We start from the raw sequence: 11,612 nt of genomic DNA, 5'->3' as shown, positions 1-11,612 counted from the left end.
CCTCCGGCTGCCGGGCAGGGAAAGGACGCGTCGATGAACCTCACGATGTGGGCACTGGTGCCGATGGCCGGCGTGGCGTGCGCGGCCCTCGCAGCGGTGCTGATGGTCCTCATAGCCACCCGGGGCTGCGCGGCGGCCGACCGGGCACGGGTGTTGCGCGCTCTGGCCGAAGTGGTCCGCGCGGTGTGGGGCAAACGCTGACCCGGCGACCGGGACCACCGTCCACGCGGCAGCGACTGCGATCCTCTGTCCCACCCGAGCCCCCAGTCGATCCCGTCACCCGCAACGGCCGTCGGCCTCCTGGGTCCAGTCTGCAAGTCCGGTATCGATGCCGGGGGTGATGATGCCGAAGAGGTTGGCGTTGCGGAGGAAGGGAGCCGTGACGGAGGCGAACGGCGTCAGCCCTCCTGCTCCGTCTCTTCTCGCAGTCCTTCCAGAAGCTCGCGGACCGGCACGGCGCCTATGTGATCGTCGAGAGCCAGATAGGCGTCGAGGGCTTCCTGGCAGCGTTCGGCCGCGGCCTCGTAGCGCCCGGCCCACCTGAGGGCGACGGCCTCGTCGTAACCGAGTCCGGCCAGCTCCCAGGCCGCCTCCCGCCGTTGCCCCGTGTCCGACTGCCCTGTGCCCGGCTCCCCCGCCTCCGACGCCGCGGTCAGGACGGCTCTGGCTTGGGCGTACGCCTCGCTGATCTCGGCGATGTCGTCGCTGGCGAAGTAGACGCACTTCGCGCGCTGCCTCATGGCGCAGCCTGCGGCGAGGAGCTCGCCGGCGTTCCGGTAGAGGTCGGCCGCCACCGCGTACGCCTGTGCCGCCTCCACGTCCAGATCGAGGTCGGCCAGCTCCTTGGCCGCCTCCATGGCCGCGGCCGGGTCGCCCGCCTCGCGCAGGGCGGCCTGCCCGGCTTCGTGTTCGCCCAGCTCGAACAGCGCGCGGACCGCCATACGGCTGTCGGTGTCCGCCGGGTCGATCCGTCCGTCCGGCTCGCCGCGGCGGGCAGGTGAGAGGAGGGTTGGCGAGAAGAGGGCGGGCGAGAAGAGAGGGAGGTGGGCGACCAGCGGCTCGGCCGCCAGCGTGGCCGCCACGCGATGCGTGTGGACGTCGTCGCCGTTTCGGGCGTCGAAGCGGGCGGCGATCTCCCGCGCCCCGGCCGCCAGCTCCGCGTGCAGCTCCGGCACCGGCACGTCGCGGCCGGCCCGCCGTACGGTGAGCCCGTCGTGGCCCGTCTCCATCAGGCGGCGCAGCACCAGCGCGGCGCCCGTCATGAACGAGCAGGCCTGCGCCGGCGACGGCGGCCGCTCCAGCAGCGGCAGCTCCCGCTCCAGGATCTCCAGCCCGCGCGTCTCGTTCCCGGTCAGCGCGCAGAATTCCAGGTGGTCGCCGATGTCGTCCAGATATCCGATCTGTCCCTGCACGATCCGGTATGCCCGGCGGTGCGCCTCCGCGGCCTCGTCCAGATGCCCGGTCTTGAGGTACGGCGTGAGCAGCGTGCACAGGATGCTCTGCGGCTGCACTCCGCAGGAGAACTCACCCGCGACAACGGGCCCGCCGACGGCCACGGCCTCCTCGTACCGGCCCAGCGACGCCAGCACGTACGCCCGGCCGCCGAGGTCGCAGGCGCGGCAGTCGGACAGGTCGTCGCGCGGCGCGGTCTCCCAGCGGTGCAGCCACTCCTCGGCACCCGGCTCGTCGCCGAGGTGGAGCGCGACGCGGCAGCGCTGCGCGTACACGGCCTGGGGCGCCCCGGCCTCGCGGTAGCGCCGCTCCATGTCGTCCAGCGCGTCCAGCGCCCGGCGCAGCGGGATCTCCGGGAACCTGCGCATGTCGCTCATGATCCACTTGAACTGCCAGAGCACCCTGCGCGCCTGCCACGCGGTGAACCGGCCGGGCTCGGCGTCGTAGGCGGCCACGGTCCGGGAGAAGGTGGCGAACGACTTCGCGGGCTCACCGCCGTACTGGTAGGCCTGGGTGAGCGCGAGCCGCGCCGCGATGGCCGGCTCCGGCTCGCGCAGCGCCTCGGCCTCACGCAGCGCCCGCTCGGCCAGCACGGTCCTGGCCTCCCCGTACGGCAGCCGCGCCGCCTCCGCCAGCAGCGTCTCGACCTGGTCAGCCATGCGTGCCCCCTTGCACGGCCCAGTCGAGCAGGCCGAGGAACGAACGGTTGAGCGCCGCGGTGTCGGCGGGCCGCAGCGGGTGGTGGCCGTGGAGCAGCGCCATGCCGTACAGCGCCTCGACCGCGGTGGCGGCCAGAGTCAGGTCCGGCAGCCCGGTGACGCGGCGGACCAGCGGATTGCGGTGATTGAGCACCAGCCTGGGCCGGTCCACCGCCAGCGTGCGCTCCATCGCGCCGAGCACGTCGGCCCAGAGCTCGTCCCCCAGGTCGCGGGCCTCGCGCAGCTCCGCGTGGTGCTGGGCCGCGCGGCTGGTCAGGTAGAGGGCGGGCAGTGAGGCCGGGTCGAACTCGCGCAGCACCACCTCGCAGCCGAGCGGGTCGAGCACCCGACCGGCGGCGCCGAGGAACGGGCGGGCGCGTAGTTCCGCCTCGGGGTCCGCCGGGCCCAGGTGGGTGACCAGCTCGCTGGGGTCGAGGCGGGCCAGCCGGGCGTCCGGGTCGATGCGGGTGAGGCGCGGCAGGATCTCGCCGTCGTAGACGTAGCCGCCGTTGACCAGGCCGACGCCCTGTGCGCCGGAAACGGCCGCGAGCTGGCGGAACTCGTCGACGCTGGTGGTGTAGCGGCCGTTCGGGTGCCTCGACCTGAACTGGGCGAGCGTCATCCGCCCGGCGCTGGTCTCGTACTCCAGCCATTGATCGACCAGCCTGAGCATCTCGTCGTCGTGCAGGGCCAGAGCCTTGACGCCCAGGTGGTGCAGCCCCAGGAAGGCACGCAGGCCGTCAGGGTCGGTCTCGGCCAGCCGGACCAGCCAGGCGCGCAGCTGGCGGCCGAGCTCCAGGCGGGTGTGTTCGAGGAGGTCGTCCTCGTAGAGCGCCTCACGGCTGGCGGTGGGCCGCAGCTCGGCCGCGTCGACGACGCCGCGGGCGAAGAACGCCCAGTCGGGCAGCAGGCCGTCGGCGCTCTCGGTGAGGAGCATGCGCTTGAGGTAGACGCGGTGGCCGCCACGGACGGCCGGGTTCGCCGGGGTGGGCAGGATGTAGGCCACGCCGGTGAGCCCGGCTTCGGGGACGTGGAGGTCGACGACGTCGAGCGGCGTGAAGCCGAACAGCTCTGCGCCATGCTTTTGCAGGAAATTCCGTCTTATCGCGGGAGAGGCGTGCTTTGTCTGCCAGGGCGGGGCGCCGACGGTGGTGCGGCGGCCGTTCACGGTGACGTCGATCGGCAGGAGCGAGCCGTACAGCTCCGCCAGTTCGGTGATCGTCCGCTCCGTCACCCACTCGGCGGCGTCCGGCCGCGCCGCGAGGGTGACCGTAGTGCCCGGCTCGTCCCGCTCCTCCCCCGCCGGCGCCACCTCGTAGCGGCCGTCGGAGCGTCCGGTCCAGAGCACGGTCGGGCCGCCCGTCGCCGACCTGGTCCGCACGCTGATCTCGTCGGCCACCAGGAAGCCGGACAGCAGGCCGATGCCGAACTGGCCGAGGAACTCGTGCCGGGCGAAACCCAGCTCGTCGCGCTTGGAGGAGCGGCCGATGGTGGCCAGGAGCACGTGGACCTCGTCCTCGGTGAGGCCGATGCCGGTGTCGTGCACACTGAGCCGCCCATCGGCCACCTCGATGGTCACCGTGGCGGGCGCCTCCGGGTCGACCGCCCGGCGTGCGGTGATCGCGTCGGCCGCGTTCTGGAGGAGCTCGCGTACGTAGACGCGGGGGCTCGAGTACAGGTGGCGGCTGAGCAGGTCGACCACGCCGCGCAGATCGACATTAAACGCGCTTTCCATTTGAAACACCATAAATCACATAAGACAAAATGCGCCGCTCGATTAACGCGCCTCACGCCTTGAACGCCTGACACCTTGAGCGCCTCACGCCTTGAACGCCTCACGCAGCGCCTCGGCGGAGGTGAAGCGGATGCCCGTCATGCCCGCGCGCTCGGCCCCGGCCACGTTCTCCGCGCGGTCGTCGATGAACACGATCTCGGCCGGGTCGGCGTCGAGGTCGGCCGCCATCCGGTCGAAGATCTCCCGGTCCGGCTTCACCAGGCCCATCCTGCCGCTGTAGAAGCGGTGCTTGATGTTGGCGATCCAGGGCAGGCCGTCCAGGCCGTCGGCCAGGCAGGCGGGCGCGTTGGACAGCAGGGCCACGTTGCCGCCGTCGTCCAGGAGATCGTTCAGGATGGCGACCGTCCCCTCGTCCGGGTAGGCCCAGCTGGCCACGTCCATCGCGACCAGCCGGGCGATCTCGGCGATGGTAGCCGGCCGGCCGAGCACCGCCGACCAGTAGGCGGCCGGAGACAGCGCCGCCCGGTCGAACTCCAGGCGGTGCTCCCAGTAGCCCCGCTTGAACGCCTCGGGATCGGCGTTCACCGCCTGGGCCATCTCGTCGGCGTCGGACTCGGACTGGGGCAGGGACAGCACGTTGCCGTAGTCGAAGACAATCCACGTCATGGCAGGAATGGTCGCAGATGCGGGTCGAGCGCCGGGCAACCCAGGTATTTCTCGGCGGTGTGGAAGTCGATCCAGTCGAGATTGACGAGTTCCTCCACGTCCACGCCGGTGAAGCTTCCGCACAGATCGGGTGGGATGGCCGCGATGTCGTCTTTGTCGGCGATGTTCACCCAGCGCTTGACGCCGCCGGGTCGGCTGCCGAGTCCGTTGATCGGGGCGGGCAGGAGGCGCTCGAAGACCACGTTGCGCATGCCCAGCGGGCTGCCGAGGGTGATCAGCAGGTCGACCTCGAGGTCCGGGTTGGCCCAGAGCGTCTCATAGGCCACGACGCTGCCCAGCGAATGGGCGATCACCACCCGGGGGCTGTGCTTCCTGATCGTGTCGCGGACCGCCTCCTGGCACCTCTCGCGCCGGGCCGGGTCGGTCAGGTAGGCCGCCACCTCCGGCGCGAACAGCGACGCGAACGCCGCCGACCTGCTGTCGAGCCGGGCCAGCAGCCACCCGGTGAACAACTTGAGCGCTCCGGTGAAGCGCTCCCCCAGGCCCATGTTCCTGGCCCAGTCGACGAGCACCTGGTGGGCGGAGCCCTGCATGGCCGCGAACGCCTGCGGGCCCTCCGTGGGCCGGCCGTCGTGCAGCAGATGGGAGAAGTAGGCCACCTCGCTGAAGTACTCCCGGCCCTCTCCCCCGAGCGCCGCCTGTAGGTAGCGGTCCCACTTGAGGCGCATCGCCTCCGCCGCCCCGGCCGCGGAGTTGCCCGCCGCCACGTAGTAGTTGTACTTGCCGATCCCGTGCACGCCGACGATGCCCGCCACAGCGCCCTCCCTGTTTCCCCGTGATTCCAGGCGATGGTGACACACCCCACTTGCAGATCGTTTGCCGGTTTAGTCTTGCCTAAAGGTTTAGGTAGAGCTAAAGTTGAGTCACCAGGAACCGAACGCTGAGAGCGGGACCGAGATGGCCTTTCGCCGGAGCATGCCTGACGAGGTGAGCCCGGGCGGTCTCGCCCAGGACGCCGTCGACGAGATCACTTGGTATATGCGTGAACACAAGGTCTCGCGGGCCGATCTGGCCGCCTCGATGGGCGTGTCGCCGGGCCGGGTGAGCCAGATCCTGTCGGGGGACGAGAACCTCACGCTCCGCACTCTCGGCGCCGTGGTCAAGGCGCTCGGCGCCCGCATCGAGTTCACGCTGAGCGAGGCCGAGGAGGAGTCCATCCTGCTCGTCGAGGAGACTCGCGGCTCTCATGGGTGAAGCCTGAGCGACGCGTCTCAGGGGTGAGGTCTGAGCGGCGTGGCGATTCGTGACCGCGTCGGCGGTACGAACCTGGGCAGCGACCGATACCCGCTCCGATAGGCCGAGGCCAGCAGCCGCAGCACGTCGTTCTCAGCGTCATGCCGCAGGATGCCGTGTAACCGGGTCAGATCATTGATGTAACGCTCATACCTGGCCAGCCGCGTATGCCGGGAGCCGCGCAGCGCGGTGATCACCTTGGACCGCGACGCCCCGTCCTCGACCAGCGCGGCCACGTCCAGCCGCCGCTCGATCGCGTCGAGCCTGGCGTGCACCCGCTCCTTCCTGCGCTCCTCCACCGAGAGCCGCTCGCCGATGCGCTCGTGGTAGCGGTTGGCGGCCAGGCTCAGCTCGTAGACACTCCACGAGTCGTCGACCCGCTTCTCGCACCAGGCCCGCTGGTCCTCGGCCATCGCCTGGTCGAGCTTGGCCAGCAACGACACCAGCCAGAACGTCGCCGCCTCCTTGGCCAGCGAGCGCCGGTCGTCCTCACGGGAGCGCACCTGGCTCAGCCACAGGCCGCCCGGCGCGACCGCGCCCAGCACCGTGGACAGGTAGTTGTTCAGCAGCTCACCGCCCACCAGCGCCACGGCCGAGGAGACCAGCCCGGTCAGCAGGATGATGACGACCGCCAGCCACCAGCCGCCTGGCCCGAACGGCCGGCCCTTGCCCTGGCAGCGGAGTAAGAGGAATCCGGTGGCGGAGGCGATGGCCAGGGGCACCGTCAGGGCTATCTGCGTCGCCGTCACGTGCACCAGGGCCAGCTGCACCGCCGTCACGTGCACCACGGAATCGGCCTCCCCCACAGATCGTTCATTCCATAGTCGCAGCGGCGTTACCGATTTAAAATCCCATTGCTTTCGGCATATGTAGCTCAGATACGGTGACATTCCACTTCGGAGAACAGGAGCACCCCGCCATGCCCGGCCCGCTGGTCGTCAACGACTCGGTCGTCATCCCGGACGCCGAGCTCGTCTGGCGTTTCTCCCGCTCTTCAGGCCCGGGCGGCCAGGGCGTCAACACCACGGACAGCCGGGTGGAGCTCGTCTTCGACGTGTCGGCCACCGCGGCGCTGCCGCCGGAGCTCAAGGCCCGCGCCCTAGACCGGCTCGGCTCGGCCACGATCACCATCGCCGCCTCTGAATACCGCTCCCAGCTGCGCAACCGCGAGGCCGCCGAACAGCGCCTGGCCCAGCGCATCCGCGAGGCCATCGCGCCCCCGCCCAAGCGCCGCCGCGCCACCAAGCCCAGCCGGGGCTCGGTCGAGCGCCGCATCGCCACCAAGAAGCTCCGCTCCGACGTCAAGCGCCTGCGCCGCAGCCCCTGACCCCCAGCCACCATGGATCGCGTCCATGCCGAAGGACCCGCCGTAGACCGGGGCCGGGACTATGCCGAAGGGCCCGCCAGGACGAGACGGGGCGTGAATGCGGGCCGCGTCCTGTGCGGTACGGGGCAGAGCTGGCCGACCACTTCCCGTACCTGGTCGCGCAGGTAGAGCGCCGTCAGACGGCCCTGGTCGTCGAAGTGCGGGCAGGTGGGCGAGAGCACCAGCTCCGTGCCCATCACGACCGCGCCCGCGCCGGTGAGCTCCTTGAACAGCTCGGCCTGCGCCCACATGGCGCCGCAGGCGCGCACACTGGCGCTCATCACGGCGACGTGCTTGCCCGCCAGGCGCCCGCCGCTCGACATCCAGCGCAGCGCGTGGCCCAGCTCAGCGGGGAGCAGGCTGTGCTCGGGCGCGGTGATCAGCACCGCGTCGGACTCGTCCAGCTTGCGCAGCAGGCCCCCGACCTGCTCCGGTACGGGACCGAGGGAGTGAGGCGGGACCGTGCCGAGCCCCCGCCAGCACTCCAGGCGCGCCCCCCGGGGCAGCTCACCCTGCATTGCCTCCAGCAACCTGGTGATGAACGATCCCGCGTGGAGGCTCGCGGCGATCCCGAAGATTCTCACCCTTCACTCCCAGGGATGTTGATGTGTGGCCCGTAGTCCTGAACCTTCCCGATGTCGCGGATGTCCAAGACCATCTCCGGGTCAAGAGGGGGCACGGGCTTACCGGATGATGGGCTGATGGAATACGTACGCGTGGGAACGTCGGGCCTGAAGGTGTCGCGTATCGGCCTGGGCATGATGAGCTACGGCGACCCGGCGGACTCTCCCTGGTTCCTGCCCGAGGAGGCCGCCGAGCCGATCGTGCGCCGGGCGGTGGAGGGTGGGGTGACCTTCTTCGACACCGCCGACATGTACTCCGAAGACGTCAGCGAGGAGATCACCGGCAGCGTCTTGAATTCCCTGTGGTTGCCTGACGGAATCAGGTAACTCGGACGGGCGTAACCTGCTTTGGGCCGCCCCCGTGCTCGGCAAGCGTGAGCACGGGGGCGGCTTTGGCGTGGTGGAAGCCGGTCCGATGGTGAGAGTTCCTGACATGCCCTGTCCGGTACGGCTGGTGCCGTCCCGGCTTGGGTGCATGGCCCGCCGGACGCTGTCCACCGCTGGCAGGCGGTGGGGCGGGCACCGTGCGCCGGTCGGGCACACGGCTGAAAGTCATCGGGTTGTCTCGTGAGCTGTCTGGTGAGTTGTTGTCTGAGTTGGCCGGGACGCGGGTGGGCCGTTTCGCGGTGGGGCGCCTCTTGGCTCTGTCGCGTGCTGCTGGTCGGGGATGCAGGTCTGCTCGGGTGCGGCGGGCGCGCCGGGCCGCCCGGGTGAGTTTGCGTCGTGGTCGGGCGCGGGCCACGTTGCCCTCCACGACGGCGTGGATGGTGCGCACGCCGGTGGAGCGGTGGGTGCGGGTGGCGTTTTGGCCGAGCAGGCCGCGTGCGAGGATCCGCTCGGCCGCTGCCCAGTCCCGGTCACCCGACAGGCCACAGGCCGGGCAGGAGGCCCACCTCCATCCCCGCTCACCGACCCGATCCGGAGCAGAGCAATGCATGAGCACCGACGTACCCTGGCCGCAGCGGGGGCAGTATCGGGAGGTCCCACGCGCCGGGACGGTGACCACCGCGATGGAGTGTCTGGCCGCCAGGTGCCGAATCGCCTCGACGATCTTCCCGCGCACCTGCCCCGACAGCCGCGCGTTCACGCTCCCCCGTCGCCCGCGCGCCTCCAGGGTCGCCAGGTCCTCCAGGTAGATGACCGTCGCCCCGGCGCTCACGGCGTGGTCGACCGCCCAGCGTGCCGCCGACCAGGCCAGCGCCTTGTTCAGGTTGCGGATGCGGGCGCACAACCGCTCATGCTCAACCCCGATGCGCTGCCAGGCCGTACGCAACGCGGCGTAGCGGGAATCGGCGGGCGTGATGCCCGCCAGAAGCCTTTCCAGGTGCCGGTGTTTGGCGGCCAGGTGCTCACGCTCGGCCCGCAACCGGTGCAACTTGGCGCAGATGCCGCTCGCGTCGTAGGCGAACGGCCGCCCATCACTGATCACCCGGCCATCAACCAACTGCCCTGTCACGCCGGTCAACAGGGTGTTGAGGCCCCAGTCGAAGCCGCACCCGACGGTATGACCCGTGGCGGGCGCGACACCGATCGGGATCTTGAACGGCAGATCGACGCGCACCCGACCCTTGGCCACTCGCACGGTGGGCGTCAACAACGTCGCCTCAGGTGTGACGGTCGGCGGCAACGCGATCGGCAGCACATGCTACGCCCAGTCCCTGCCACTGGCGGGAAACTCGACCAGCGGAAGCCGCACCCGCAGTCGGGCGGTGCGGTCGCCGGTGCGCTCCACGGTCACCAGTTGCCGGTCGGCCGCCGCCAAGACCACCTGCGCCGCAACGTTCGGCGGCCCCTCCAACTCGATCAGATCGGCCGGGAACACGCCATGCTCGTCGAGGTAGGCGCCGATCTGCCGGGTCCGGTTCCGGATGTCCGCCGCGCTCACCCCGTCCGGCAGCAGCGCGCGCAGCCCGTCCCATTCAGCGCCGGTGCGCGCACCCGCATCCCGCGGCCAGGTCGCTACGATCGCCGCCACCAGCCGGCGCCGGTACAGCGCCAGCCGCAAGGCACGGGCGGCCTGCTCCTGCGCGCACCGCAGCACCCGATCACACACATGCACGCCCGAAGGCGGGCCCACGCCCCAGCCCAGCCGACGGACAGCCATCCAGCCCTTCGACGGCAACCCTCGCCCGTCCAACCCCACCCCGGACGCCAAGGCGTCCAAATCGGCCGCATTCCACCGGGCGACCACCACGCGGGCGGTCAGGTCGCGTGCCAGAACGGCCAGCCAGGCCACCCGCCGCACCAGCAGCGGCTGAGCAACGACCTCGCCGCTCGCCTCCACCACCGCCGCATGAGCGGTGCAGGAAGCGGTGGCAGTGAGTTCACTCATGCACCGCTCCAGCCTCCGGGCAGGCGGAATCCCGGGAGGTGGAATCCCGGGTGGGCGGACGGTGACGCACCGCGCTCGGATCGGCCGTCCTGTGAGCACTGCCCGACAGTCGGCGACCAGGTACGGGCGAGGGTGCCGGCCGGGCGGCGGTCGTGGCAACGGCCGCACCGCGCGGTCGGCGCGGCCCGATCGCAGGAGAGCTGGTTTGCCCGCATATCTGCACCCCCGCCCCCGGAACACAACCTCACGATCGGTAATTGAAAGATTACCATTGGTTGACCCCGGCGGGTAGAACAGGTGAACGACAATGCTTTGAATCTGCCTGCCCGCCCGGCCAGAACCAGCCGCAGCCCATCGCATCACAAGCGGGCAGACTCAGCGACACCGCAGGCAACGATGCGGCGAGTATCCCACCGACCCATGACGCGCCCCGCGGGCCGATCATGCTCGGCCCGGCCGACGCCGCCGCCGACCAAGAGGAAACCTTCACAGATCATGGCGGATGTTCAGGCTTTCAAAGCGAATATGAGCAGCGGTTCATACCCTGCTGCGCCGGCCCTTCGACCGCCGCGAGGACTACGTTCTGGCGACCAAGGTCGGTTACCCCATGGGCAAGGGGGTCAACGATCGCGGGTTGTCGCGCAAGCACATCCTGGACTCGATCGACGCGTCACTGCGGCGGCTCGGCACCGACCACGTGGATCTCTACCAGATCCACCGCTGGGACGACGAGACGCCCGTCGAGGAGACCATGCGGGCGCTGGACGACGTGGTCAGGGCGGGCAAGGCCCGCTACATCGGGGCTTCCCTCATGTACGGCTGGCAGCTGGCCAAGGCGCAGCATGTGGCGAAGGCGGCGGGATTGACCAGGTTCGTGGCGATGCAGACCCGCTACAACCTCGCCTACCGGGAGGAAGAGCGCGAGGTGCTCCCCTACTGTGCCGACCAGGGGCTGGGCGTGCTGCCGTACAGTCCGCTCGCCCGTGGCCTGCTGGCCGGCGGGGAAGGGCGGGCCACCACCAGGGCGGCCCACGAGGACCGTGCGCCCGAGAACGACGGCGTCGTGGCGGCTCTGCGGGCCGTCGCCGGGGAGCGCGGCGTACCGCCCGCGCGAGTCGCGCTGGCCTGGCTGCTCGGCAAGAAGCCCGGCAACGGCACGGCGGCCGGGCACGCCGCGAGCGCCGTCGCCGCGCCGATCGTGGGGGCGACGCGCCCCGGCCACCTCGACGACGCGCTCGCCGCCGTGGACCTCGTCCTCACCCCTGACGAGGTCGCCCGCCTGGAGGCCCCTTACCGGCCGCGCGAACCCTTCGGCTACGGCTGGTGATCGGCGGACGTGCCTGGCCGTGGTGATCGGCGGCCGAGCAAGGCCCGAGAGATCCGGCCATGCGGCGATCTAACGAGCCTGGCCCGTGAGGTCCGGCCGCGCGGCGACCGGACGTACTCG

13 protein-coding genes are annotated in these 11,612 nt (G+C 70.8%); 5 read left to right on the top strand and 8 right to left on the bottom strand.

Going from position 1 to position 11,612, the window contains the following annotated elements; translation table 11 throughout:
* The first annotated feature begins 33 nt into the window (after positions 1-33).
* The gene (locus ACIBO2_RS26975) at positions 34-201 is read left to right on the top strand and encodes a hypothetical protein (RefSeq protein ID WP_358550412.1); all 168 of its coding nucleotides are present in this window, start codon (positions 34-36) and stop codon (positions 199-201) included.
* A gap of 197 nt (positions 202-398) precedes the next feature.
* On the opposite strand, the gene ACIBO2_RS26970 is transcribed toward ACIBO2_RS26975, so the two are convergent.
* The 4 genes from ACIBO2_RS26970 to ACIBO2_RS26955 all read right to left on the bottom strand — a co-directional run bounded on the left by ACIBO2_RS26970 (position 399) and on the right by ACIBO2_RS26955 (position 5,366).
* Positions 399-2,111 carry a hypothetical protein gene (locus tag ACIBO2_RS26970; protein ID WP_358550410.1) on the bottom strand — a complete coding sequence of 571 codons (1,713 nt, stop codon included), beginning with the start codon at positions 2,109-2,111 and terminating at the stop codon, positions 399-401.
* Positions 2,104-3,885 carry an HSP90 family protein gene (locus ACIBO2_RS26965; RefSeq protein ID WP_358550408.1) on the bottom strand — a complete coding sequence of 594 codons (1,782 nt, stop codon included), beginning with the start codon at positions 3,883-3,885 and terminating at the stop codon, positions 2,104-2,106. The genes ACIBO2_RS26970 and ACIBO2_RS26965 overlap by 8 nt, the downstream gene beginning before the upstream one ends.
* Positions 3,886-3,969: 84 nt before the next feature.
* Entirely contained in the window at positions 3,970-4,551 is a 582-nt protein-coding gene (locus ACIBO2_RS26960) for an HAD family phosphatase (protein WP_358550406.1), read from the bottom strand.
* Positions 4,548-5,366 carry a hypothetical protein gene (locus ACIBO2_RS26955; protein ID WP_358550404.1) on the bottom strand — a complete coding sequence of 273 codons (819 nt, stop codon included), beginning with the start codon at positions 5,364-5,366 and terminating at the stop codon, positions 4,548-4,550. The genes ACIBO2_RS26960 and ACIBO2_RS26955 overlap by 4 nt, the downstream gene beginning before the upstream one ends.
* Positions 5,367-5,526: 160 nt before the next feature.
* Here ACIBO2_RS26955 and ACIBO2_RS26950 point away from each other — a divergent pair, with 160 nt between their 5' ends.
* Complete coding sequence (locus ACIBO2_RS26950) at positions 5,527-5,805, top strand: helix-turn-helix transcriptional regulator (RefSeq protein WP_358550402.1); 279 nt, start codon at positions 5,527-5,529, stop codon at positions 5,803-5,805.
* Positions 5,806-5,822: 17 nt separating this feature from the next.
* On the opposite strand, the gene ACIBO2_RS26945 is transcribed toward ACIBO2_RS26950, so the two are convergent.
* Complete coding sequence (locus ACIBO2_RS26945) at positions 5,823-6,650, bottom strand: hypothetical protein (RefSeq protein WP_358550400.1); 828 nt, start codon at positions 6,648-6,650, stop codon at positions 5,823-5,825.
* A 113-nt stretch (positions 6,651-6,763) separates the two neighbouring features.
* On the opposite strand from ACIBO2_RS26945, the gene arfB reads away from it, so the two are divergent.
* Positions 6,764-7,171 (top strand): alternative ribosome rescue aminoacyl-tRNA hydrolase ArfB, encoded by a 408-nt coding sequence (gene arfB, locus ACIBO2_RS26940; protein ID WP_358550678.1) that lies wholly within the window; start codon positions 6,764-6,766, stop codon positions 7,169-7,171.
* Positions 7,172-7,230: 59 nt separating this feature from the next.
* Here arfB and ACIBO2_RS26935 read toward each other — a convergent pair whose 3' ends face one another.
* A complete protein-coding gene (locus ACIBO2_RS26935; RefSeq protein WP_358550398.1) occupies positions 7,231-7,794 on the bottom strand; it encodes an NAD(P)H-dependent oxidoreductase in 564 nt (187 codons plus the stop codon).
* 117 nt (positions 7,795-7,911) lie between these two features.
* On the opposite strand from ACIBO2_RS26935, the gene ACIBO2_RS26930 reads away from it, so the two are divergent.
* Positions 7,912-8,160: an aldo/keto reductase gene (locus ACIBO2_RS26930; RefSeq protein WP_358550396.1), complete on the top strand. Its 249-nt coding sequence runs from the start codon at positions 7,912-7,914 to the stop codon at positions 8,158-8,160.
* Here ACIBO2_RS26930 and ACIBO2_RS26925 read toward each other — a convergent pair.
* Together ACIBO2_RS26925 and ACIBO2_RS26920 are read right to left on the bottom strand one after the other, a co-directional pair.
* Entirely contained in the window at positions 8,153-9,427 is a 1,275-nt protein-coding gene (locus ACIBO2_RS26925; protein ID WP_397300232.1) for a zinc ribbon domain-containing protein, read from the bottom strand. The two genes, ACIBO2_RS26930 and ACIBO2_RS26925, sit on opposite strands and share 8 nt — an antisense overlap.
* Before the next feature lie 51 nt (positions 9,428-9,478).
* On the bottom strand, positions 9,479-10,165 hold the full coding sequence (locus ACIBO2_RS26920) for a hypothetical protein (RefSeq protein ID WP_397300230.1): 687 nt from the start codon (positions 10,163-10,165) through the stop codon (positions 9,479-9,481).
* 544 nt (positions 10,166-10,709) lie between these two features.
* On the opposite strand from ACIBO2_RS26920, the gene ACIBO2_RS26915 reads away from it, so the two are divergent.
* Positions 10,710-11,492: an aldo/keto reductase gene (locus ACIBO2_RS26915; RefSeq protein WP_397300806.1), complete on the top strand. Its 783-nt coding sequence runs from the start codon at positions 10,710-10,712 to the stop codon at positions 11,490-11,492.
* Positions 11,493-11,612 lie beyond the last annotated feature (120 nt).

The organism is Nonomuraea sp. NPDC050022, assembly GCF_044460705.1.
Classification (GTDB): domain Bacteria; phylum Actinomycetota; class Actinomycetes; order Streptosporangiales; family Streptosporangiaceae; genus Nonomuraea.
This window is presented reverse-complemented; position numbering and strand designations above follow the sequence as displayed.